General features: G+C 43.9%; 22 protein-coding genes and 1 other RNA gene. 16 read left to right on the top strand and 7 right to left on the bottom strand.

Translation table 11 applies throughout. The features are described from left to right. Positions 1 to 50 precede the first annotated feature (50 nt). Complete coding sequence (gene argO / locus QS795_RS12235) at positions 51 to 668, top strand: arginine exporter ArgO (RefSeq protein ID WP_286269078.1); 618 nt, start codon at positions 51 to 53, stop codon at positions 666 to 668. Between the two features lie 115 nt (positions 669 to 783). Continuing rightward, positions 784 to 1,512 (top strand): oxidative stress defense protein, encoded by a 729-nt coding sequence (locus QS795_RS12230; protein ID WP_181477403.1) that lies wholly within the window; start codon positions 784 to 786, stop codon positions 1,510 to 1,512. On the opposite strand, the gene QS795_RS12225 is transcribed toward QS795_RS12230, so the two are convergent. Then, positions 1,502 to 2,422 carry a LysR family transcriptional regulator ArgP gene (locus tag QS795_RS12225; protein WP_036951157.1) on the bottom strand — a complete coding sequence of 307 codons (921 nt, stop codon included), beginning with the start codon at positions 2,420 to 2,422 and terminating at the stop codon, positions 1,502 to 1,504. The two genes, QS795_RS12230 and QS795_RS12225, sit on opposite strands and share 11 nt — an antisense overlap. Before the next feature lie 197 nt (positions 2,423 to 2,619). Between QS795_RS12225 and rpiA the strand changes: the two genes are divergently transcribed. Both rpiA and serA read left to right on the top strand, forming a co-directional pair. Next, entirely contained in the window at positions 2,620 to 3,279 is a 660-nt protein-coding gene (rpiA, locus tag QS795_RS12220) for a ribose-5-phosphate isomerase RpiA (protein ID WP_286269075.1), read from the top strand. 451 nt (positions 3,280 to 3,730) lie between these two features. Further along, positions 3,731 to 4,981 carry a phosphoglycerate dehydrogenase gene (serA, locus tag QS795_RS12215; RefSeq protein ID WP_154627364.1) on the top strand — a complete coding sequence of 417 codons (1,251 nt, stop codon included), beginning with the start codon at positions 3,731 to 3,733 and terminating at the stop codon, positions 4,979 to 4,981. A 36-nt stretch (positions 4,982 to 5,017) separates the two neighbouring features. On the opposite strand, the gene QS795_RS12210 is transcribed toward serA, so the two are convergent. From QS795_RS12210 to zapA, 3 genes are all read right to left on the bottom strand, one after another. After that, a complete protein-coding gene (locus QS795_RS12210; RefSeq protein ID WP_286269072.1) occupies positions 5,018 to 5,620 on the bottom strand; it encodes a 5-formyltetrahydrofolate cyclo-ligase in 603 nt (200 codons plus the stop codon). Between the two features lie 135 nt (positions 5,621 to 5,755). Next, a non-coding RNA gene (gene ssrS, locus QS795_RS12205) (6S RNA) lies at positions 5,756 to 5,938 on the bottom strand. 110 nt (positions 5,939 to 6,048) lie between these two features. Further along, positions 6,049 to 6,378 (bottom strand): cell division protein ZapA, encoded by a 330-nt coding sequence (gene zapA / locus QS795_RS12200; RefSeq protein ID WP_036951152.1) that lies wholly within the window; start codon positions 6,376 to 6,378, stop codon positions 6,049 to 6,051. Positions 6,379 to 6,599: 221 nt separating this feature from the next. Between zapA and QS795_RS12195 the strand changes: the two genes are divergently transcribed. From QS795_RS12195 to gcvP, 7 genes are all read left to right on the top strand, one after another. Continuing rightward, positions 6,600 to 7,178, top strand: coding sequence for a YecA/YgfB family protein (locus tag QS795_RS12195; RefSeq protein WP_154602554.1), 579 nt, complete (start codon positions 6,600 to 6,602; stop codon positions 7,176 to 7,178). A gap of 164 nt (positions 7,179 to 7,342) precedes the next feature. Further along, the gene (gene pepP, locus QS795_RS12190) at positions 7,343 to 8,665 is read left to right on the top strand and encodes a Xaa-Pro aminopeptidase (RefSeq protein WP_286269071.1); all 1,323 of its coding nucleotides are present in this window, start codon (positions 7,343 to 7,345) and stop codon (positions 8,663 to 8,665) included. Positions 8,666 to 8,702: 37 nt separating this feature from the next. Next, the gene (gene ubiH / locus QS795_RS12185; RefSeq protein WP_154602557.1) at positions 8,703 to 9,881 is read left to right on the top strand and encodes a 2-octaprenyl-6-methoxyphenyl hydroxylase; all 1,179 of its coding nucleotides are present in this window, start codon (positions 8,703 to 8,705) and stop codon (positions 9,879 to 9,881) included. 25 nt (positions 9,882 to 9,906) lie between these two features. After that, entirely contained in the window at positions 9,907 to 11,133 is a 1,227-nt protein-coding gene (ubiI, locus tag QS795_RS12180; protein WP_154602558.1) for an FAD-dependent 2-octaprenylphenol hydroxylase, read from the top strand. Between the two features lie 475 nt (positions 11,134 to 11,608). After that, positions 11,609 to 12,703, top strand: a complete 1,095-nt coding sequence (gene gcvT / locus QS795_RS12175; protein ID WP_154602559.1) for a glycine cleavage system aminomethyltransferase GcvT — start codon at positions 11,609 to 11,611, stop codon at positions 12,701 to 12,703. A 93-nt stretch (positions 12,704 to 12,796) separates the two neighbouring features. Continuing rightward, positions 12,797 to 13,189, top strand: a complete 393-nt coding sequence (gene gcvH, locus QS795_RS12170; protein WP_036951141.1) for a glycine cleavage system protein GcvH — start codon at positions 12,797 to 12,799, stop codon at positions 13,187 to 13,189. Between the two features lie 191 nt (positions 13,190 to 13,380). After that, positions 13,381 to 16,257, top strand: a complete 2,877-nt coding sequence (gcvP, locus tag QS795_RS12165; protein ID WP_286269063.1) for an aminomethyl-transferring glycine dehydrogenase — start codon at positions 13,381 to 13,383, stop codon at positions 16,255 to 16,257. A gap of 70 nt (positions 16,258 to 16,327) precedes the next feature. Here gcvP and QS795_RS12160 read toward each other — a convergent pair whose 3' ends face one another. Both QS795_RS12160 and ygfZ read right to left on the bottom strand, forming a co-directional pair. Then, positions 16,328 to 16,948, bottom strand: coding sequence for an HD domain-containing protein (locus QS795_RS12160; RefSeq protein ID WP_286269061.1), 621 nt, complete (start codon positions 16,946 to 16,948; stop codon positions 16,328 to 16,330). 11 nt (positions 16,949 to 16,959) lie between these two features. Next, on the bottom strand, positions 16,960 to 17,946 hold the full coding sequence (gene ygfZ, locus QS795_RS12155; protein ID WP_286269059.1) for a tRNA-modifying protein YgfZ: 987 nt from the start codon (positions 17,944 to 17,946) through the stop codon (positions 16,960 to 16,962). Positions 17,947 to 18,237: 291 nt separating this feature from the next. Between ygfZ and sdhE the strand changes: the two genes are divergently transcribed. After that, on the top strand, positions 18,238 to 18,504 hold the full coding sequence (gene sdhE / locus QS795_RS12150; RefSeq protein ID WP_036951240.1) for an FAD assembly factor SdhE: 267 nt from the start codon (positions 18,238 to 18,240) through the stop codon (positions 18,502 to 18,504). Continuing rightward, positions 18,485 to 18,895, top strand: a complete 411-nt coding sequence (locus QS795_RS12145) for a protein YgfX (RefSeq protein WP_181477400.1) — start codon at positions 18,485 to 18,487, stop codon at positions 18,893 to 18,895. Before sdhE ends, QS795_RS12145 begins: the two co-directional genes overlap by 20 nt. Before the next feature lie 25 nt (positions 18,896 to 18,920). Here the strand turns inward: QS795_RS12145 and fldB are convergent, their stop codons facing one another. After that, complete coding sequence (fldB, locus tag QS795_RS12140) at positions 18,921 to 19,439, bottom strand: flavodoxin FldB (protein ID WP_154602566.1); 519 nt, start codon at positions 19,437 to 19,439, stop codon at positions 18,921 to 18,923. A 117-nt stretch (positions 19,440 to 19,556) separates the two neighbouring features. Between fldB and xerD the strand changes: the two genes are divergently transcribed. From xerD to recJ, 3 genes are read left to right on the top strand one after another with little or no spacing between them, the layout of a single operon-like run. Continuing rightward, the gene (gene xerD, locus QS795_RS12135) at positions 19,557 to 20,459 is read left to right on the top strand and encodes a site-specific tyrosine recombinase XerD (RefSeq protein ID WP_181477399.1); all 903 of its coding nucleotides are present in this window, start codon (positions 19,557 to 19,559) and stop codon (positions 20,457 to 20,459) included. 17 nt (positions 20,460 to 20,476) lie between these two features. Then, a complete protein-coding gene (dsbC, locus tag QS795_RS12130; protein WP_154602567.1) occupies positions 20,477 to 21,178 on the top strand; it encodes a bifunctional protein-disulfide isomerase/oxidoreductase DsbC in 702 nt (233 codons plus the stop codon). Between the two features lie 8 nt (positions 21,179 to 21,186). Further along, entirely contained in the window at positions 21,187 to 22,920 is a 1,734-nt protein-coding gene (gene recJ / locus QS795_RS12125) for a single-stranded-DNA-specific exonuclease RecJ (protein WP_286269048.1), read from the top strand. Positions 22,921 to 23,029 lie beyond the last annotated feature (109 nt).

The raw sequence follows: 23,029 nt of genomic DNA, 5'->3' as shown, positions 1-23,029 counted from the left end.
CTGGATATTATTCTTTGCAGATTATTTGAATAATTATTGGGAAAAATTGCATGTTTACGATTTATTTTCAGGGGGCTCTACTTGGGGCTGCAATGATATTACCTTTGGGACCACAAAATGCGTTTGTATTGCAACAAGGTAGCCGCAAAAAATTTCATTTAATGAGTGCATTATTATGCGCTCTAAGTGACACGATTTTAATCATTGCTGGTGTATTTGGCGGCAGTGCGCTATTAAGCCAGTCTGAGTTGTTGATGGCGTTAATTACATGGGCTGGAGTCGCATTTTTAGCGTGGTATGGCTATGGTGCGTTTCGTACCGCAATGACCCCAGATGATGAAGTCTTACAGCTAGAAAGCAAAACAATGACACGCTGGAAAGTAATTGTGACTTTATTTGCCGTCACTTGGCTGAATCCTCATGTGTACTTGGATACATTTGTGGTGCTAGGCAGTGTCGGTGGGCAATTAGAAAGTCAATTACGTCCATGGTTTACAGCAGGGGCTTTGACGGCTTCATTTGTGTGGTTTTTCTTATTAGCCATGTTAGCCGCTTGGTTTTCTCCTATACTGAATAAACCACGTTCTCAGCGTTTGATTAACTTGTTTGTCGGTTGTGTCATGTGGTTTATTGCATTTAAACTCGCGATGCATGGTTTGGGTTATTAATTAGCATTATTCTGAATCGCAGTTTGAGCTGAATATGATAATGTGAACCTTAATCAAAGGAAGTTTATGATGAGCTTCCTTTTTATTGTAGAGAAAAACACCATTGGGAGGTTCTGTGAAATTGAAATCTATCGTTGTTGCTGCCCTGCTGGCAGGTCTTGCGGTACCAACCATGTCATTGGCAAGTGCCGTACCAGAAGGTCCACATATTTCAACATCAGCAAGTGGTGCTGTGAAAGTGGCACCAGATATGGCGACGCTGAGCATTAATGTGCAAGTGACCAATAAAGATGCCGCTGCTGCGAAAGCCGCCGTTGATAAGCGTGTTGCTGAATATTATGAATTCCTAAAGAAAAATGGCATTGAAAAGCAAGATATTGAAGCTGCCAATGTACGTACGCAACCAAACTATGATTATAGTTCGACTGCTAAGGCGTCTTTAAAAGGCTATACCGCGACAAGAACCGTTGAAGTCAAAGTGAAAAAACTGGATCAACTGAATGTTCTGCTCGATGGCGCATTAGCAGCAGGATTGAATGAAATTAATTCAGTACAATTTGGCGTGAATGATCCGCAGAAATATCGTAATGCAGCGCGTGACCAAGCGATGAAGAATGCTCAACAGCAGGCTGAAGCACTGGCGAAAGGGTTTAATGCACAGCTAGGGCCGATTTACAGCATTAATTATAATGCTCCATCAGATGTACCATACCCAATGGCGATGCGTAGTCGTGGTGGCGCGTTGAAAGCTACAGCTCAAGATCTCAATGTTGATGAGACCTATGAGCAACAAAGTATTGATTTTAATGACCAAGTCGATGTGGTTTTTGAAATTAAGCGTTAATTTCGGCAGCAATTTCATCATCTTGTTTTAGCATCTGGCGTCCTGTTTTCAGCAGGGCGTCAGTCACTTTCTTCATTGTGCGGCTTTCTGGCGCAAAGCGATGCCAATAAAGCATACGGCGCTGGCATAACCCCGGTGTTAAATCGATCAGCTCGCCATTTTCTAATTCACTGGCAATTTGCAAATGCGGGATCATACAGCATGTTGACCCCTGTTTTGCTAGCTGCACAAACGCTTCTGATGAGTTAACAATATGGCAAGGGACGCTACCTGGCGAGAGACCAAAGTTTTGTTGTACAAAGGCTTGGTGCATATCATCTAAGTGGTCAAAGGCCACAGCTGGCGCTTTTAATAACGATGCGCGAGTCACACCTTCAGGGAAATATTTAGCCGCAAAGCCAGGGGACGCCACGAAAATATAGTCCAGAGCACCCAGTTTATCGACTAAACAGCCCGGTAGCGCTTGTGGCTGAATACTGATAGCACCGACCACTTCACCACGTCTTAAACGTTCTTGGGTGCGGGTTTCATCTTCCACTTGGATGTTTAAGCGAATGGGGGTGTTACCCAGTACAGGATTCAATGCAGGTAAGAACCACGTTGCCAAGCTATCGGCGTTGACCGCTAAGGAGAGCAATAATGGGGTCGAGCCACTATTCTCATCCCCAAGCCACTGTTCTTCGAGTAATTCTACTTGATGAAGCAGCGCGAGCAGTTTTTGTCCTTGTTCAGTCGGATGTGGCGGAACGGTACGCACAAGTAAAGGCTGACCAAAAAGGTTTTCTAACTGTTTGATTCGTTGAGAAACTGCAGATTGGGTGATACACAATTTTTGTGCTGCTCGTTCAAATCCGCGTTCACGAATGACGGCATCCAGTGCTTGCAAGGCGCGATAATCAGGGCGCTTCATCAAAAATTCTCCTTCTTGTTATTCTGCGGATCACTATGCCATATTTTTGGGGATAACACTTGCAAATATTCCTAAAGGGTATTTTTCATAAGAAGTAGTGCACAATCCCTAATAACAATACTGCAACTTGCTGGGTGTCCGGTATATACTATTGGGCATCTACTTAATGACTCATTATTTCAGTATAAGGCTCTCGCATGACTCAGGAAGAATTAAAAAAAGCAGTAGGTTGGGCGGCATTAGAATACGTTAAACCGGGCACCATTGTTGGTGTTGGTACGGGCTCTACCGCATCTCACTTTATTGATGCATTAGCCACCATGAAGGGGCAAATCGAAGGCGCAGTCTCTAGCTCTGAAGCATCAACGCAAAAATTAAAATCCTTGGGTATTCCTGTTTTTGACTGTAATAGCGTGGATTCATTAGATGTCTATGTTGATGGTGCTGACGAAGTTGACGGTAACATGAACATGATCAAAGGTGGCGGTGCTGCGTTAACCCGCGAAAAAATCGTGTCTGCCATTGCGAAAACATTCGTGTGCATCGTAGACCAATCTAAGCTGGTGGGCGTATTGGGCAAATTCCCTCTGCCAGTGGAAGTGATCCCAATGGCGCGTAGCTATGTGGCTCGTGAGCTCGTTAAACTGGGTGGCCAGCCAGTTTACCGTGAAAACGTGGTGACAGATAACGGTAACGTTATTTTAGATGTTCACAACTTAGAAATCCTCGACCCAGTGGCTTTAGAAAATAAAATCAACGGGATTGCTGGCGTCGTAACAGTCGGATTATTTGCTAACCGTGGCGCTGATGTCGTGCTGATGGGAACGGCGGAAGGCGTAAAAACCATTAAGTTATAATTAATCAGTATTCAATAATAAGCCGGTGAATTTTCGAGTTCACTGGCTTATTTTGTTTTTGGCGAGCTTATTTTATTTTTGAGTAGATAGTTTGATGGTTAATGACTTTTGTAAATATCATCAACATGAAAATTATTTAAATTTTTTTTACCTTCCGTTATTTTGGTGATATATCTCACACAAATGCCCATTAGGTGGGCAAAATGCTTATTTTGTGTTACCGCTCTAGATTTTCCACCATATAACTTCTTTTTCATCACACATTTTAGCAGAGTCTAAGCAATCGTTTGTATTGCTACTGCGCTGGATTTTGCTATGTTGGTATTCTCGTTTTATTTCAAGGTGCATGTGAAGGGGCTGGAGTGCCTTAATTTCATGGCGTGCATCTCGAATTATTTTGAGTTCATACGAAATTCATCGGTCAAAAATTAAGTACGATAGGGTAGGGTAAATGGTCAAGGTATCTTTGCAGAAAGACAAAATTAAATTTTTACTGCTCGAAGGTGTTCACCAAAGTGCTGTGGATAACCTCAAAGCAGCGGGTTACACCAATATCGAATATCACAAAAGCGCGCTGTCGGACGAAGAACTAAAAGAAGCGATTAAAGACGCGCGTTTTGTGGGGATCCGCTCCCGTACTCATTTGACGGAAGAGATCTTTGCTGCTGCAGAAAAGCTGGTGGCTGTGGGATGTTTCTGTATTGGAACCAACCAAGTTGATCTCGATGCAGCAGCGAAGCGCGGTATTCCTGTCTTTAACGCACCATTCTCCAACACCCGTTCCGTGGCGGAAATGGTATTAGGTCAGTTATTACTGTTGTTACGTCGTATTCCTGAAGCGAATATGCAAGCTCACCGTGGGATCTGGGAAAAACAAGCGAAGGGTTGCTTTGAAGCTCGTGGTAAGCGCTTAGGTATTGTTGGTTATGGTCATATCGGCACACAGTTAGGGATTTTAGCTGAAGGTATCGGTATGGATGTTTACTTCTATGATATCGAAAACAAATTACCATTAGGTAACGCAACTCAAGTTCGTTCATTACCAGAATTATTAAAAATGAGCGACGTGGTGAGTCTACATGTGCCTGAAACGGCAAGCACAAAGAATATGTTTGGCGAAGCACAGTTTGAGCAAATGAAGCAAGGTGCGATTTTTATCAACGCATCGCGCGGTACTGTCGTTGATATTCCTGCATTAAGTGCAGCGTTAGAGAGCAAAAAACTCTCAGGTGCAGCGGTTGACGTATTCCCAACGGAACCAGCAGCAAACAACGATCCTAATGACCCATTCATCTCTGAGTTGATTAAATTCGATAACGTGATCCTGACTCCACATATCGGTGGTTCAACAGAGGAAGCACAAGAAAATATCGGCTTAGAAGTAGCAAGCAAGCTGGCAAAATACTCAGATAATGGTTCAACATTATCTGCGGTTAACTTCCCTGAAGTTTCTCTGCCAGTGCATATGGATGATACTAACCGTTTACTGCACATTCATGAAAACCGCCCTGGTATCATGAACAGTATCAACCAAGTGTTTACTGAAAATAACATTAACGTGGTAGGGCAATACCTGAGAACTTCCGGTAATGTGGGCTACGTGGTTATTGATGTGCTAACGCAGTCACCAAGCCAAGCGGATGAAGTATTACTGAAATTAAAATCTCTACCGGGCACTATCCGCGCTCGTCTGTTGTTCTAATCAGTCGATATATTAAAAACACCGTGGCGTTGGTATTTACCAGCGCCATATTTTTTTCGGGGTAATAATTTCTGGCAACGGAATATCCCAATGCGCAACGGGTAAATCTTCAACTAACTGACAATCATGGGCGACCCCAATAGGATAAAAGCCAGTTTGTTGCCAGTTTGCCAATGTTCTATCATAAAATCCGCCACCCATTCCTAACCGTTGTCCTTGGCTATCAAAGGCCACCAGCGGGACCATCATAATATCCAGTTGCTCGATAGGTAATACATCCAACACATTCAATTGTGGTTCTTCAATATTAAATTTATTTTTTACTAAGATAGTCTTCGGCGTGTAGTGCAAAAATAATAAGTGATGAGGATTAAAAGGATGAATAACGGGGAGATAAACCTGTTTTCCGTGATCCCAAAGGGCTTGGATTAATGGACGTGTATTAATTTCACCATCGAACGAAAGAAATAGGGCAATCGTTTTAGCTGACGCTATTTTGGGGTGATTAAGTATGTGAGCGATAATGTGTTGAGCCGCGTCATCTTGGGCTTCTGGTGTCAGTTCCCGTCTAGTTGCTCGAATGGATTTACGGATTTGTTGACGTAGTGAAGAGAGCGTATCTGACATAACCATTCCCATAAATCATTTCCTAATAGCAAGTTGATAACTCGTGGAAAAACCTACGAAACAGTATATCGCAAGGAATAGGAATAAGTAATTTTTAGCGTGGGTTTGGGATTTTGTGCAAAGAATAAGAGCAGACTAAATAGAAGGGAGGTCTCCAAGATGCCGTTGTAGGCTGTAACCCTTGAACCCTTGGTTCAAGGTGAACGCAGTTTAGCAACCTTTAGGCTTCCTGAGCGAATCAGGCATGCTCACCAGCGCAATAACCACATTCTGTTTGGTATGAAATATCGGCTCAGGGGACTTACCCACTGACGCGCATCTCAGAGAAATTTGTTTTGAGAACTTTCGTTACTCAGTGATTTCATTGTACGAAATTAGAGTATAAATGCAACCTAATTTTTCGTTTTATTTTTTTACTAGTGATTGATTAATAAGCATATTTACTCTAGGGGCAATACCTGCCTCTCAGTGATTTTCACCTGATCGTGCAACGCTTGTTCAATCGTCTGCTGCAATACTTTTATTTTCTCTTCCATATTATAAGCATAATCGCGCGTTTTTGTCTTTTCTTGTGCTAATTCGTGACAGACGTTCAATGCGACAATGAAAATAAGCTGTTCAGTGTTAGTGACACCGCTTCGGTCTTTTAACGTTTTTAAGCGTTCTTCTAATTCTTTTGCTGACTCTAAGAGCGCTTCTTTTTGTTCTATTGGGCAATTAACGCGCATAGAGCGCCCAAAAATCTGAATATCAACGGGTTGTGCGGACATGGTACCTCCATACTAAAATCGTTTTCGCCAATAAAAGTAGGACATTTGGCGTAAATGTTGTTAATTTTTGCATAGCTTATGCTGAGATAGGCATTGGCGATATATTACTAGTTTAGAATAAAAATAAGCTAATAATAACTCAGACAAAAAAAGCAGGCTGGTCTAGCGGCTATCCTTGGTGGTAGCATATCACGAATCCCAAGCTAACATGACGAATTCAGATGTCTATACAAAAATCTTTACCTAACTATGAATCGTTGGATAACTTACTCCAACAGCACTCAATCGCACTCACGGCCGCCGAGATCCATGGTTTAATAACCGGACTGATTTGTGGAGGGAGCCGTGACCACGGTTGGCAAACGCTTGTTCATGATCTGGCGAATGACGGACTTGCGTTTCCGCAAACCGTTTCACAACCGTTGCGCGAGCTATATGACCTCACATTTGAAGCATTAGATGACACCGAATTTGCATTCAATATGCTATTTCCGGATGAAGACGCTTCTGTGTTTGACCATGCAGACGCACTGGCTGGCTGGGTTAACCACTTCTTACTTGGCATTGGCGTTGCTCAACCTAAATTGACTGATAAAAAAGAGATTAGTGAAGTAATTACTGATCTACGTAACATCGGTATGCTTGGTTATGATGAAGAAGAAGACCAAGAAGAGTTAGAGCAAGCATTAGAAGAAGTTGTTGAATATGTGAGAGTTGCCGTTCAACTGTGTTACATCGCACTGGCTGAGCCGAAAAAAGGCCCAACCGCTGTCGAGAATATCAAGCCCGTTCTTCACTAATCTATAATACTAGGTAGCGACCCACTAACTGTAGGCTTTCTGCATTGTCAGTCACCTACGGTTAAGGAACGGATTTACCTAATTTAAACTGATTGCCGTTTGATTTTTAGCTAATTATCAAACAAGCAACCAACCTAAAACCCGAATAATAAGGCAATAACGGTATGAATAAGCAGGAATTTATTTCTCGTCGTAATGCATTATTGGCTCAAATGGCGCCAGCAAGTGCTGCTATTATCTTCTCAGCACCGGAAGCACAACGTAATGCGGATTGCGAATATCCGTATCGCCAGCACAGTGATTTTCTGTATCTGACTGGATTTAGTGAGCCAGAAGCGGTTTTAGTTTTAATAAAAAGTGACGAGAAACATAGCCACACCGTGCTGTTCAACCGTGTTCGCGATCTCACCGCAGAAATTTGGTTTGGGCGTCGTTTAGGGCAAGATGCGGCACCGGAAAAACTCGGTGTTGATAAAGCGCTGCCATTTGATGAAATCGTTGATCAGCTCTATCAATTACTCAATGGCCTCGATGTGATTTATCACGCTCAAGGTGAGTTTGATTACGCGGATAAACTGGTTTTCGGTGCGTTGGATATCCTGCGCCGAGGAAGCCGTCGCAATTTAAAAGCCCCTCGCACAATCATTGACTGGCGTCCAATAGTGCACGAAATGCGCCTGTTTAAGTCGGATGCAGAAGTGGCAGTCATGCGCAAAGCGGGTGAAATTTCGGCATTAGCCCATATTCGTGCGATGGAAACTTGCCGCCCGAATATGTATGAATACCAACTTTGTGGTGAGATTGAGTATGAATTTACTCGCCATGGTGCACGTTTCCCATCCTATAACACCATCGTAGGTAGTGGCGAAAACGCCTGCATTTTGCACTACACAGAAAATGAATGTGCGATGAAAGACGGGGACTTAGTCCTGATTGATGCTGGTGCAGAGTTAGAAGGTTACGCTGGAGATATCACTCGAACTTTCCCAGTAAATGGCAAATTCAGCAAAGAGCAGCGTGAAATCTACGATATCGTTCTTCAATCTATCAATACCGCATTAGAACTGTATCGCCCTGGTACCAGCATCCACGAAGTGACTCGCCAAATTGTTCGTATTAAAACGGAAGGCTTAGTGAAATTAGGCATTTTGCAGGGTGATGTCGAACAATTGATCGAAAACAAAGCGTATCATCCATTTTTTATGCATGGTTTAAGCCATTGGCTGGGCTTAGATGTTCATGATGTCGGTTTCTACGGTGTAGAAAGAGACCGCATTTTAGAGCCAGGCATGGTGCTGACTATTGAACCGGGATTATATATTGCGCCAGACGCTGATGTACCGCCTCAATACCGTGGTATTGGTGTTCGCATAGAAGACGATATTCTTATCACTGAAGATGGGAATGAAAACTTAACGGCGATGGTAGTCAAAGATCCTGATGAAATTGAAGCGTTAATGGCGGCGGCTAAAAAACGCTTAGGTTAAGCAGTAAAAAGTAATAATAGAAGGTAATTAACAACCTATGAATGTGATTATTGTTGGGGGAGGAATGGCTGGTGCGACATTAGCATTGGCAATTTCATCACTCAGTCAAGGACGTGTTTCGGTATCAATTATCGAAGCATCTCAACCGGATAACCAACATCCGGGCTTTGATGCACGAGCGATTGCGTTAGCGCACGGCACTTGCCAGTACTTATCGTCGATAGGTGTTTGGTCTGCATTTGCCGATTGCGTCACCCCTATTAATCACGTTCATGTGTCCGATAGAGGGCACGCAGGGTTCGTTAATATTCATGCGGAAGATCATCAAATCACCGAATTGGGTAATGTGATTGAATTGCATGAAGCGGGCGCCCGTTTATTTTCACTGTTGCGTAAAGCGCCCGGCGTTACACTTTATTGTCCCGCTAAAGTGGAGCATGTTGAGCGTACCGTGGAGAATGTGACTGTCACGTTAGACAGCGGTGAGCAAATCACGGGCAGTCTATTAGTGGCAGCGGATGGTAGTCGTTCCGCGATTGGCCAAGCTTGCAACATGCAATGGCAGCAAGATGATTATGGACAAGTGGCGATTATTGCCAATGTGAAAACCTCGATTGACCCCGCAGGTCGAGCCTTCGAGCGTTTTACTGAATTTGGTCCTTTGGCATTATTACCTATGTCTGAAGGGCGTAGCTCGTTAGTTTGGTGTCATCACCAAGAACATGCTGACGATATTAATGCGTGGGATGATGAAACCTTTATTCGCAAATTACAGCAAGCCTTTGGCTGGCGCTTAGGGGAAATTACCCAAGCGGGTAAACGTAATTGTTACCCATTAGTGTTAAGAAAAGCGGTGAATCCTGTCAGTCACCGTGTTGCGCTGGTGGGAAATGCGGCGCAGACATTACACCCAATTGCAGGGCAAGGTTTCAATCTTGGGATCCGCGATGTCATGCAATTAGCTGAATTAGTCGTCAATGCTCATGATAATCAGCAAGATATTGGTAGTTATTCATTGCTCAGTCAGTACCAACAAACCCGATTAGCCGACCGAGAAAAAACGGTTACCATGACTGATGGTCTGGTGCGTTTATTTGCTAATCGTTGCTTCCCATTAATTGTGGGGCGTAATTTAGGTCTGATGGCGATGGAGATGTTGCCGCCTGTTCGTGATGTTTTAGCCCGCCAAACCCTTGGCTGGGTCGCACATAAATAACCACAAAACTAAGAGGAATAAAAATATGCAATCGTTTGATGTGGTTATCGCCGGTGGTGGTATGGTTGGGCTCGCACTGGCATGTGGACTCGAAGGCAGTGGTTTACGTGTGGCGGTCGTTGAGAACCATCCACCTAAAATTCCATTCTCTGCTAACGATCCCCATGCGCTACGCGTGTCGGCAATCAATGCCGCCAGTGAAAAATTATTGGCTCATTTAGATGTGTGGTCAGTAATCAAAGGGATGCGTGCTGCCGCCTATAACGGGATGGAAGTGTGGGACAACCACAGTTTCGGCCGTATTGCTTTTTCTGCGCAAGACCAAAATCTCTCCCATTTAGGTCATATTGTTGAGAACAATGTGGTGCGCGACGCCTTATGGCAAAAAGCCAGCCAATTGCGCGATGTGACTTTACTGGCACCTGCAACTATCAAAAAGGTAGTGTGGGGGGAAAATGACGTTTTCATCACTTTAGACGATGAAAATATGTTAACGGCTCGCTTGATAGTCGGGGCAGACGGCGCAAATTCATGGTTGCGTAGCCACGCGGATATTCCGCTCACTTTCTGGGATTATGAACATACCGCACTGGTGGCAACTATTCGAACTGAACGTCCGCATGAAGGTATTGCCCGTCAAGCCTTTAATGGTGAAGGCATCCTCGCGTTCTTACCGTTAAGTGACCCGCATTTATGCTCGATTGTTTGGTCTCAACCAAACTTAGCGGCGGCTCGTCGTCAAGATTTGGATAAGTTAGAGTTTGAGAAAGAATTGACCGTCGCATTTGATGTTAATTTAGGTTTTTGCCAATTAGAAAGCGACCGTTTAACAATTCCGTTAACTGGGCGCTATGCACGCCAGTTCGCGGCGCAGCGTTTAGCGCTACTTGGGGATGCGGCTCACACCATTCATCCTTTAGCCGGTCAAGGTGTGAATCTTGGTTTTATGGACGTTGCTATGCTGATTGGAGAAATCAGAAGGCTACACCGTGAAGGCAAAGACTTTGGTCAATATTTCTATTTGCGTGACTATGAGCGTAGCCGTAAGCACAGCGCTGCGGTGATGTTAGCGGGGATGCAAGGTTTCCGTGAACTGTTTGATGGCAACAACCCTGCGAAGAAACTGCTGCGAGATATTGGCCTTGTTTTAGCAGACAGTTTGCCGGGAGTTAAACCGCAATTATTGAACCACGCTATGGGCTTGTCGGATATGCCTAAATGGTTAAAGCAACTACCGGCTAATAACGCTTAATTCCGCCTTAATTCTCTCTTCCAGATAACCTGAGTGTTTAATTTTAAATACTCAGGTTTTTTATTTCTTATTCCACCTCGTTAGCCGCCAGCCTAGTCTACCAATAGCTGAGAAAAACTAATTTATCCATTATTTCGGATTAGTTTTTCTAATTCATGTGTTTTTCTGAATTTATCCACATTTTTGGGGTAAGTCTCAATTTTGATGATATTTTGCGCAGCAATAAGCCAAATATGAAGGGATTGAGTGATCGTTCTCAATTATTTAACAAAAACCACTGGAAATGTAATGATGCAATGAGTAATACAGAGAGTACGTCACCCTATTTTTTTTTATAGCATCCAATTTCGAATGTTAGCGGTTTTGAATCAAATCCGATGATTTGCGTTTTGATGAAACGGGGTTTACAGACACAAATTTATGCCGTTCATCGCGCGATCACCCCATCAGACACAGTAATGTAAAGAGGGTATTCATGGTAAAGCAAACGACTCTATATGATGAGCATATAGCCTGCGGTGCAAAAATGGTGGATTTCCACGGCTGGATGATGCCACTGCACTATGGTTCGCAAATCAACGAGCATAATATTGTTCGAACCGATGCAGGAATGTTTGATGTTTCCCACATGACGATTGTTGACTTACATGGTGAAGGTTGCCGTGATTTTCTTCGTTATCTTCTCGCCAATGATATCGCTAAGCTCACCATCAAAGGTCGCGCACTGTATACCGGCATGCTGAATGCATCAGGTGGTGTGATTGATGACCTGATTGTTTATTACCTTGAAGATGACTTCTACCGCCTTGTGGTTAACTCTGCGACGCGAGACAAAGATATTGCATGGATTGAGCAGCACGCAAAAGATTATGCGGTTGCGATTACTGTACGTGATGATTTGGCGTTAGTTGCTGTTCAAGGCCCGAAATCTCAAGAGAAAGTTCACACTTTACTGACCGATGAACAGCGTGCTGCCATCAAAGATATGAAGCCTTTCTATGGTGTGCAAACAGGTGATCTGTTTATTGCAACCACAGGTTACACGGGTGAAAAAGGGTATGAAATTGCCATGCCGAAACAGCAGATCGTGGATTTCTGGCACAAATTACTGAAGGCAGGCGTTCATCCTGCAGGTTTAGGTGCTCGCGATACTCTGCGCCTTGAAGCGGGTATGAATCTCTATGGGCAAGATATGGATGAGTCTATTTCTCCATTAGCGGCCAATATGGGGTGGACAATTGCTTGGGAGCCGCAAGACAGAAACTTTATCGGTCGTGAAGCGCTGGAAAAACAGCGGGCCAAGGGTACCGATAAGCTGGTGGGCATCGTGATGCGCGAAAAAGGTATTCTACGTGCCGAACAGGTTGTGCGCTTTACGGATGAATCAGGTAAATTGCATGAGGGGGTGATCACCAGTGGTTCATTCTCTCCTACATTGGGTTTCAGTATCGCGTTAGCGCGTGTACCGAGTGACATTAAAAATCACGCCATCGTTGAAATCCGTCAGCGGGAAATGCCGGTTGAAGTAGTAAAACCCGGATTTGTCCGCGAAGGTAAGGCATTAGTGTAATTAGATATTTTCTAATACACATTGATTTTAAAACGTTTTTTCAAAAAACTTTTTCTCAAGAACATATGGTCAGAATCAAAAGAGAGGCTAGAAATGAGCAATGCACCTAAAGAATTAAGATATACCCGCGAACACGAATGGCTGCGTGATGAAGGTAATGGTGAATTCACGGTGGGTATCACTGAACATGCGCAAGAAACTTTAGGCGACATGGTGTTTGTTGATTTACCGGACGTGGGTGATGTAGTGAGCGCAGGGGACGACTGTGCTGTCGTTGAATCTGTGAAAGCAGCATCCGATATTTACGCACCGATTAGTGGTGAAATTATTGCAGTTAACAGTGCACTCAGCGACTCTCCAGAGCTGGTGAACGAATCGCCATATCAAGAAGGCTGGATTTTCCGTATTAAGATGAGCGATGACTCTCAGTTAGCTGATCTTATTGATGCTCAAGGTTATCTGAGCATGATCGCTGCGGAAGAGTAATCCACATCATCATGTTTCGCACTGTAGTGTAATCGCTTGCTACAGTGCGAAATATCAAGAACATAATGAATATTTTTTAACCAAGGTTAGTTTGAGCTAGTCTACTTATCTCGCAGTTTATCAATAGGTTTTATCATCGCTAGAGTCTTATAACCTACGCTACGCATAGCAAAAAGGATGGGAACACAGATATGTCGATGTCACTGAGTCAACTAGAAAACCGTTCAGAATTTATCTCGCGCCACATAGGGTCATCAGAACAACAAATAAAAACCATGTTAGGTACTGTTGGCGCAACTTCCCTCGATAATTTAATGGACAAAATTGTCCCGAAAGCCATTTTACTGCCTGAGCCACCAAGAGTCGGCGGTGGTGCTACTGAGCAAGAAGCCCTCGCAGAATTAAAAGGGATTGCCTCCCTGAATAAACGTTATAAAAGTTACATCGGCATGGGTTATGCCCCAGTGATCCTTCCTCCTGTTATCTTACGTAATTTACTTGAAAACCCAGGTTGGTATACGGCTTATACTCCTTACCAGCCCGAAGTTTCCCAAGGTCGTCTTGAGTCACTGCTGAACTTCCAGCAATTAACGATTGATTTAACGGGCTTAGATTTAGCTTCAGCATCGTTATTGGATGAAGCAACCGCTGCTGCGGAAGCCATGGCGATGGCAAAACGCATCAGTAAATTGAAAAATGCAGAGCGCTTTTTTGTTGCGGATGATGTCCATCCTCAAACTCTTGATGTTGTGCGGACTCGTGCGGGTACATTTGGTTTTGAAGTGATTGTGGACAGCGCAGAGAAAGTACTGGAACACGAGGGGGTATTCGGTGCATTACTGCAACAGGTGGGCACCACGGGGAATATCCACGATTACAGCGAGCTATTTGCCAAACTAAAAGCGAAGAATATTGTTAGCTGTGTGGCTGCCGATATGATGGCATTAGTGCTATTAACAGCACCTGCAAAGCAAGGGGCTGATATCGTTTTCGGTTCGGCGCAGCGTTTTGGTGTGCCAATGGGTTACGGTGGTCCTCATGCTGCGTTCTTTGCCTGTAAAGATGAGTTCAAACGTGCGATGCCGGGACGCATTATCGGGGTTTCTCGTGATGCGGCAGGCCATACTGCACTACGTATGGCGATGCAAACTCGTGAACAGCATATCCGCCGCGAAAAAGCGAACTCCAATATTTGTACCTCGCAAGTTTTATTGGCCAATATTGCTGCGATGTACGCGGTGTATCATGGGCCTGAAGGCTTGAAAATGATTGCTCAGCGCATTCATCGCTTTAGCTCGATTTTTGCTAAAGCGCTTACAGAGTCTGGCATCGCTCTGCGCCATAAAACGTGGTTCGATACTCTGGCTATCGAAGTGGCAGACAAAGCGGCTGTTTTAGCGCGTGCCGAAAAAGCGCAAATAAACTTGCGCACAGATATTCACGGTGCAGTGGGTGTCACATTCAGTGAAATCACCACGCGCCAAGATCTCAACGAACTGTTCTTTGTGATCACAGGTACCGATCAAAAACTGGATTTCGAAAAATTAGATAAGCAAGTTTCAGAAAGTGAAAATGCAATCCCAGCCGCCATGTTGCGTGATGACGTGATTTTATCTCATCCAAATTTCCATCGTTATCATAGCGAAACGGAAATGATGCGCTACATGCACAGCTTAGAACGTAAGGATTTAGCGCTGAACCAAGCGATGATCCCATTAGGTTCATGCACCATGAAACTGAATGCTGCGGCTGAAATGCTACCAATTACGTGGCCTGAATTTGGTGAATTACACCCATTCTGCCCACCGGAGCAGGCGCAAGGTTATCACCAAATGATTGAGCAGCTTTCCCACTGGTTAGTTCAATTAACGGGCTATGATGCTGTCTGTATGCAACCTAACTCCGGGGCACAAGGGGAATATGCGGGTCTGTTAGCTATCCGTCGTTACCATGAAAGTCGCAATGAAGGCGCTCGTAATATCTGTTTGATCCCAGCTTCTGCCCATGGAACTAACCCTGCATCTGCTCACATGGCGGGTATGGAAGTCGTGGTAGTACGTTGTGATGATGAAGGTAATATTGACCTTGTTGACCTGCGAGAAAAAGCGCAGGAACACAGCGCGGCGCTTTCTTGCGTAATGGTTACTTACCCGTCAACTCATGGTGTATATGAAGAGAGCATTCGCGAAGTGTGTGAAATTATCCACCAATATGGCGGGCAAGTTTACTTAGATGGCGCGAATATGAACGCACAAGTGGGATTGACAACTCCGGGCTTTATCGGTGCGGATGTGTCTCACTTGAACTTACATAAAACCTTCTGTATTCCGCATGGCGGTGGTGGTCCTGGTATGGGACCTATCGGCGTGAAAAAACATTTAGCACCGTTTGTACCGGGTCACTCTGTCGTCACTCAAGAAATGCTGACCGAACAAGGTGCGGTTTCTGCGGCGCCATTTGGTAGTGCTTCTATTCTGCCAATTAGCTGGATGTATATCCGCATGATGGGCTCCCACGGGCTGAGAAAAGCCAGCCAAGTGGCAATCTTAAATGCTAACTATATTGCCAAACGTTTAGCGAGCCGTTATGAGATCCTCTATACCGGACAAGAAGGTTATGTGGCTCACGAATGTATCGTGGATCTGCGTCCAATCAAGAAAGACACGGGCATCAGTGAGCTAGATATTGCTAAGCGCCTGATTGACTATGGTTTCCATGCGCCAACGATGTCATTCCCAGTGGCGGGCACGTTGATGATTGAGCCAACTGAATCAGAAAGTATTGTGGAAATCGACCGCTTTATCGATGCCATGCTGGCTATCCGTGATGAGATTGATCAAGTGGTTCAAGGTAAATGGACGCTGGAAGATAACCCGTTAGTCAATGCGCCACACGTTCAAACTGAGTTAGCGGAAGAGTGGGTACATGGTTATAGCCGTGAATTGGCGGTATTCCCATCTCACGCAACACGAGTGAACAAATATTGGCCAGCGGTAAAACGCCTTGATGATGTTTATGGCGACCGTCATTTACATTGCTCTTGCGTGCCTATCGATGAGTATATGTAATTAATTTTCGAGTTTCTTAATATGAAAACGCCAGATATTTTATCTGGCGTTTTTTGTTTTATTTTTTTAACTACAGCAGCCAGCCTTTTTGGTGGGCTTGCTCTAATTGCTGTTTAAGTTGCAACCAAAATTCAGGGAGGATCTCCTGAATATAGTCACACTTACTGACAACTTGCTCATGGCGAATATGATTGTCAATCCAGCTTTGGCCTTGATTATGCAGGTTCATTAACATTGGCATCGCTCTATCAATGGCATTGGCATACTTAGATTCCAATGTCTCGACGGCATCATATTCATTCCATAATGCTAAGAACTCAGCATTTTGAGGACTAGGCAGTAAGTTAAACAGGCGGTTAGCTGCTTTGACTTCTTCATCATGAATAGCTTCACGAGCGGCATTATCAAACACCAAAACGTCACCCGCATCGATTTCGACGATATCATGAACGAGCGCAAGTTTAATGGCGCGTTCAAGATTAACGCCCGGCACATAAGGGGCAAAAGCCATAGCAGCAACAGCAAACTGCCAACTGTGTTCGGCGGTGTTTTCGTGTCTTTCGCGGTTTAATAACTTATTCTTGCGATAAACGCTTTTCAGTTTATCGAGCTCCATCAAAAATTGGACGACTTCAGTAAAAGCCCCAAAATTCAAAACATCGAGTGGCTTATTACTTGTTGCAGATGACATAAAAACCTCAGTTATTTATCTTCTTCTAATGAATAAGGTAGTGGTGCAATGGTCAGGCGGCTTTGTTCGTCACCCATAACACGAAACACGCTATCGGCTTCCATATCGTTGTTCATGATGATCTGGATGCTCAATTCTTCATTTCCTAAACGCACGGCGGCAAGTACTGTTCCTGTACGGCGCCAGTTTTCACCCAGTTGCCACTCAACACCATCACCAATAGTAGGAAGTGAGGAACCTGTGCCCGTTAGCCAGTACATAGCGCGTTTATTGGCACCACGGAATTTGGCGCGTGCGACCATTTCTTGGCCGGTATAGCAGCCTTTTTTAAAGCTAATACCGTGAGGAATAGCTTGTAAATTTGCCGCTTGTGGCAAATGTTGGGCACTATTTTCTTGGTCGATAACGGCAAAGCCTGCGGCAATTTCTAATGCTAACCATTGTTGGTCAGAAACCTGTGTTGCATTTAAGGTCTCTGCGAGATTTTGCGCAGTCGCTTCATCCGTAATAATTAAAAAACGCTCTGCGGGAAGATCAAAATGCAGAAGGGTGCTGTTGCCATCGGCAACAACTTGGTTTTGGGTATCCGGTAGTGTGGCGAACACGGACGAAAGTGCTTCTCGCGCCCCTTGTCCTGCAACGCCAAATAATTTCAGTTCCGGTTTCTTTTCAAAAGTGACTTTTGAGAAAACCGCGTATTTTTTTAATTCAGTGAGCTGGGCATCGGCAACACTGCGTCTTTCAATATAAGAAAAACCGTCTAAGTGATGGAATAAGCGTAGGTCACTCCACATTTTCCCTTTGGGATCGCAATGAGCGGTTAATGTGTGCGCATGTTCAAGTGTGCTGATATCGGCGGTGACTTGCCCTTGCAGATATTTTTCTGCATCGGCGCCGTGGAGATGAATAAGTTCCCAGTTTTCCAGTGAAATCAAAACAAGGGGTAAAGACTGAGAATCGAGGGGAAACTGTTGTGTGTTGTCTACATGGGAAGTCATGATTTCACCTGTTGTTCTTTATCTGATAATGGTGCTTAATGGTAAAATAGCTAGGTCACATTGCAAGCCTAAACCCGCATTAAAGTTCCGTTATCTTATTATTCAGCATAAGAGGGTAAATAGTTTGTAGAAAAACGGTATTTTACAACCTAAAATGTGAACTATGTAGAGTGTGACATGTTTTATTGACAGATTATCTGATAGAGTATTTAAAATAATCAATCTTATCAGTCAACTGCAACAAAAGGTCGTAGTGAAATGGATAATGGAATGCCTAGCGGGCAAAGTCAAATCGATATCAATAACAAGGCGCGAATTCATTGGGCGTGCAGAAGAGGCATGCGTGAGCTTGATATTTCTATCATGCCATTTTTTGAATATGAATATGACGAGCTAACAGATCACGACAAACGTGTTTTTGTGCGCCTGCTCGAGTGCCCAGACCCAGATTTGTTCAATTGGCTAATGAATCACGGGCGTCCAGAGGACGAAGAACTGTTCTCTATGATTAAACTCATTCAAGAAAGAAATAAAAATCGTGGTCCTGTGGAAATCTAATCTTTCCATTTCATGGAAAACTCAGCTTTTTTCCACCTGTCTTCATGGGGTAATGGGCATTATTTTGCTGGTTGCACCATGGGCCCCAGGTAATTCAATGATTTGGCTGCCATTGTTAGTTGTGTTGGTAGCAAGTTGGGCGAAAAGCCAAAAAAATATCAGTAAAGTCAAAGGCGTGGCTGTATTGGTGAATGGCAACAAGCTGCAATGGAAAAAGAATGAGTGGGAAATTATCAAAGCGCCATGGTGTAGTCGCTTTGGTATTTTATTAACACTTAATGCGCTGCAAGGTAAGCCTCAGAAGCTTCGCTTGTGGATTGCAAAAGATTCTGTTTCCGAAGAGAACTGGCGCAATCTCAATCAATTACTACTGCAATATCCTGATATTTGATATTGCAGTTAGTTGTACTTGGTGTTTAAAGAGCAGCTTCAATTTCTTGTAGGATCTGCTCGCACCATTGTGCGACTCGCTCATCAGTTTGTTCAAACTGGTTCACATCATCTAATGCAAGACCCACAAACATCTTACCATCTTCAGTGAGCGGTTTCGGGCTTTCAAACTCATAGCCTTCAGTCGGCCAAAAGCCAATAAACTGTGCGCCTGTTGGTTTAAGCTGGTGATAGAGCATGCCGAGCGCATCTAAAAACCATTCGCTATAGTCAACTTGGTCACCCATGCCATACATTGCGACCATTTTATCCGCAAGGTTAAGTTTGGGAAGCGCTTCCCAAATTTCTAGCCAATCTTCCTGAATTTCACCAAAATCCCACGTAGGGATCCCCAAAATAAGAACATCGTACTGTTCCATTAATTCTGGCGGTGTATCGTTGACGTTATGGAGGGTAATGAAATCATCACCAAGAATGTCACGTATTTTTTCTGCGACCATTTCGGTATAGCAGGTACTTGAACCGTAAAAAAGACCTATTTTCATATATATTATTACTATATCCAGCGCTGGTTTTTATCACGAGGGACGTATTGTAACAGATGGTGCTACAATCAGGCATAATAGATTGCACTGTAATAATAAAGAGGCATAGGATCTGGCGTGGAACGTAAACAACTAAATCCTTTAATTGAACAGTTTCTTGATACAATTTGGTTGGAGCAAGATCTTGCTGAAAACACCTTGGCATCTTATCGTAATGATCTGCAATCGTTAGATAGATGGCTGGATGCACAGCAATTGCATTTGGAAAGTGTTCAGTCGATTGATTTGCAATCTTTTCTCGCAGAACGCATTGATAGCGGATACAAAGCCGCAAGTTCTGCGCGTTTATTAAGTTCGATTCGCCGGTTATTTCAATATTTTTACCGCGAAAAGATAAGAGCGGATGATCCTTCTGCGGTAATCGCAGCACCAAAAATTCCGCAGCGATTACCCAAAGATCTCAGTGAACAACAAGTTGAAGATTTGTTGAATGCACCTGCGACTGAAGACTCGCTTGAGTTACGAGACAAAGCTATGTTGGAAGTACTGTATGCTTGTGGCTTACGAGTCTCTGAGCTGACAGGGCTAACATTTTCGGATATCAGCTTGCGTCAAGGCGTCGTTCGGGTCGTTGGTAAAGGTGATAAAGAGCGTTTGATCCCTCTGGGAGAAGAGGCGATTTACTGGTTAGAAAAATATATCGCGCAGGGGCGCCCAGATTTACTGAATGGGAAAACTAGCGATGTTTTATTTCCAAGCAAACGTGGTACGAAGATGACCCGCCAGACATTTTGGCACCGAATAAAATATTATGCCGTACTTGCTAATATTGATGGGGATGCGTTATCTCCTCACGTATTAAGGCATGCATTTGCAACTCATTTATTGAATCACGGCGCGGACTTACGCGTTGTACAAATGTTGTTAGGTCATAGCGACCTATCCACAACCCAAATTTACACACATGTCGCTACTGAGCGGCTACGTGCTTTACATGAGCAGCATCATCCGAGAGGGTGATGGGTGAAAGGATAAATATGAAACGCAAACTACTTGTTTTAGCCGCCTGTATCGCGTCATTAACGGCATCGGTTTATGGCGCAACGGAAGAAAAACTGATTATCGAAAAACTGGCACATTATAATATGCAAGTGGAATCCATTAAGCCTTCCCCAATTGTGGGATTAAATACGGTGGAAACGGATAACGGCGTAATTTATGTGACGGATGACGGTAAATACCTGTTACAAGGTCCAATTTATGATCTCAGCGGAAAAGTTCCGGTGAACATCAGCAACCAGCCTTTGTTGAAGAAGATGGAAGCGTTGAAAAACGAGATGATCATCTTCAAAGCACCCAATGAAAAATATGCGGTAACTGTCTTTACTGATATTAGCTGTGGTTACTGTAAGAAATTGCACGAAACAGTGGGTGAGCTAAACAGTAAAGGGGTGACTGTGCGCTACTTAGCCTTCCCGCGTCAAGGGATGAAGAGCGACACGGCAAAACAGATGGCATCCATCTGGTGTAATGCGTTACCAAAAGATGCGTTGACTAAAGCGTTCAAAGGTGACGAAGTTGCCATGATTGATGACTGTAAAATCGATTTAGGTAATCATTTGAAATTAGGTCAATTATTTAAAGTTACGGGAACACCGGCCATTGTTCTACCAAGCGGACAAGTACTCCCTGGCTTTTTAAAACCTGACGAATTACTCCAAATACTTGAACAGAAATAATCATCATTGTGAATGTCGAAACTTTTTTACGTCAAAGAGAATTAACGGGCGATGCTGCAGCATTACCTAATGTTCCTGAACTTTTACAGCGCATTTATGCCTCCAGAGGGATAACCTCTCTCGCTCAATTGGAGCGTAAAGCGTCTAATTTGCTTGATTATCGTTCGCTATCAGGGGTTGAAAATGCACTAACGCTGCTCTATTTGGCGTTGGTGGAGCACCAAAAAATCACTATCGTTGGGGATTTTGATGCTGATGGTGCAACGAGCACCGCATTAGCTATACGTGCGCTTAAAGCGATGGGGTATAGGAATTTAAACTATATCGTCCCGAACCGTTTTGAAAACGGCTATGGTTTAACGCCATTAGTGGTGGATGAAGCCTATAAGCAGGGAACTGACCTGATTATTACGGTAGATAACGGTATTTCTTCTCATGATGGCGTGGTCACTGCTCACGAGTATGGGATGAAGGTGATTATTACCGACCACCATTTACCGGGAGAAACGCTACCGACGGCGGATGCTATCATCAACCCGAATCTTAATGATTGCCAATTTGCCTCGAAATCACTGGCTGGTGTTGGGGTGACGTTTTATTTAATGTCAGCGTTAAGAGCCCATTTACGCCAGCAGCAGTGGTTTGAAAAACAAGGGATCAGCGAGCCTAATTTAGCGGAATACCTTGATTTAGTTGCGCTGGGTACCGTAGCAGACGTGGTGCCATTAGATACGAACAACCGCATTTTGGTGCACCAAGGGTTGAACAGAGTGAGAGCAGGGCGCTGCTGCGCTGGGATCAAAGCGTTAATTGAGGTGTCCAAACGAGATTCCTCTCGTCTGGTCGCGAATGATTTTGGCTTTGCGCTGGGACCAAGACTTAACGCGGCAGGTCGGCTGGATGATATGTCTGTCAGTATTGAATTACTACTGACGGATGATATGGCGCATGCACGCCAGCTAGCCAATGAGTTAGATGGTTTAAATCAGGCCCGCCGTGAAATTGAAGCGGGTATGCAGCAAGAAGCATTGGTGTTATTTAACAAAATAGAATACAGCGAAAATCAGTTACCGAATGGTTTAGCGTTATATCATCCCGAATGGCATCAAGGGGTGGTTGGGATCTTGGCTTCACGAATTAAAGAGCAGTTTCACCGTCCCGTTATTGCGTTCGCACCAGCCGGAGATGGATTATTAAAAGGTTCAGGTCGTTCTGTGCAAGGCGTGCATATGCGCGATGCATTAGAGCGATTAAATACGTTGCAACCGGGTTTAATGCAAAAGTTTGGTGGGCACGCTATGGCTGCGGGTCTGTCGCTCGAAGAAAGCAAATTTGACGCATTCAAATACCATTTTGAAATGCTGATGGGAGAACTTATTCAACCTGAGCAATTATCGGGCGTTATTTGGAGTGACGGTGAATTATTGCGTAATCAGTTGTCATTAGAGACAGCTGAATTACTTCGCGAAAGCGGCCCGTGGGGGCAATCTTTTCCTGAACCGGTATTTGATGGGCACTTCCAGTTATTGCAACAAAAACTGGTGGGCGAGAAACATTTAAAATTAATGTTAGAACCCGTCAATGGCGGGCCGATGTTGGATGGCATTATGTTCAATATTGATGTTCGCAGATGGCCAGATAATAGCGTCAAAAAAGCGAAAATTGCGTTTAAGTTAGATGTGAACGAGTTCCGTGGTAATAAAAATGTGCAATTGATGATTGAACATATTTGGCCAGATTAAAACCACGGTAAAAGTTCGTTCAGAAATAGAGGATTGATGCCCTATAAACCTGATAGGAATTCCGTTATACTAAACGGTTCGTGAATGAAAATATTTATCTTTATTGATC

It is taken from the genome of Providencia zhijiangensis (assembly GCF_030315915.2).
GTDB classification, from domain to species: domain Bacteria; phylum Pseudomonadota; class Gammaproteobacteria; order Enterobacterales; family Enterobacteriaceae; genus Providencia; species Providencia zhijiangensis.
This window is presented reverse-complemented; position numbering and strand designations above follow the sequence as displayed.

What these genes read in the sequence shown, in the direction of transcription:
- argO (WP_286269078.1), top strand. Translation starts at nt 51, where the DNA reads ATGTTTACGATTTATTTTCAGGGGGCTCTACTTGGGGCTGCAATGATA.
- QS795_RS12225 (WP_036951157.1), bottom strand. Translation starts at nt 2,422, where the DNA reads ATGAAGCGCCCTGATTATCGCGCCTTGCAAGCACTGGATGCCGTCATT.
- rpiA (WP_286269075.1), top strand. Translation starts at nt 2,620, where the DNA reads ATGACTCAGGAAGAATTAAAAAAAGCAGTAGGTTGGGCGGCATTAGAA.
- serA (WP_154627364.1), top strand. Translation starts at nt 3,731, where the DNA reads ATGGTCAAGGTATCTTTGCAGAAAGACAAAATTAAATTTTTACTGCTC.
- QS795_RS12210 (WP_286269072.1), bottom strand. Translation starts at nt 5,620, where the DNA reads ATGGGAATGGTTATGTCAGATACGCTCTCTTCACTACGTCAACAAATC.
- zapA (WP_036951152.1), bottom strand. Translation starts at nt 6,378, where the DNA reads ATGTCCGCACAACCCGTTGATATTCAGATTTTTGGGCGCTCTATGCGC.
- QS795_RS12195 (WP_154602554.1), top strand. Translation starts at nt 6,600, where the DNA reads ATGTCTATACAAAAATCTTTACCTAACTATGAATCGTTGGATAACTTA.
- pepP (WP_286269071.1), top strand. Translation starts at nt 7,343, where the DNA reads ATGAATAAGCAGGAATTTATTTCTCGTCGTAATGCATTATTGGCTCAA.
- ubiH (WP_154602557.1), top strand. Translation starts at nt 8,703, where the DNA reads ATGAATGTGATTATTGTTGGGGGAGGAATGGCTGGTGCGACATTAGCA.
- ubiI (WP_154602558.1), top strand. Translation starts at nt 9,907, where the DNA reads ATGCAATCGTTTGATGTGGTTATCGCCGGTGGTGGTATGGTTGGGCTC.
- gcvT (WP_154602559.1), top strand. Translation starts at nt 11,609, where the DNA reads ATGGTAAAGCAAACGACTCTATATGATGAGCATATAGCCTGCGGTGCA.
- gcvH (WP_036951141.1), top strand. Translation starts at nt 12,797, where the DNA reads ATGAGCAATGCACCTAAAGAATTAAGATATACCCGCGAACACGAATGG.
- gcvP (WP_286269063.1), top strand. Translation starts at nt 13,381, where the DNA reads ATGTCGATGTCACTGAGTCAACTAGAAAACCGTTCAGAATTTATCTCG.
- QS795_RS12160 (WP_286269061.1), bottom strand. Translation starts at nt 16,948, where the DNA reads ATGTCATCTGCAACAAGTAATAAGCCACTCGATGTTTTGAATTTTGGG.
- ygfZ (WP_286269059.1), bottom strand. Translation starts at nt 17,946, where the DNA reads ATGACTTCCCATGTAGACAACACACAACAGTTTCCCCTCGATTCTCAG.
- fldB (WP_154602566.1), bottom strand. Translation starts at nt 19,439, where the DNA reads ATGAAAATAGGTCTTTTTTACGGTTCAAGTACCTGCTATACCGAAATG.
- dsbC (WP_154602567.1), top strand. Translation starts at nt 20,477, where the DNA reads ATGAAACGCAAACTACTTGTTTTAGCCGCCTGTATCGCGTCATTAACG.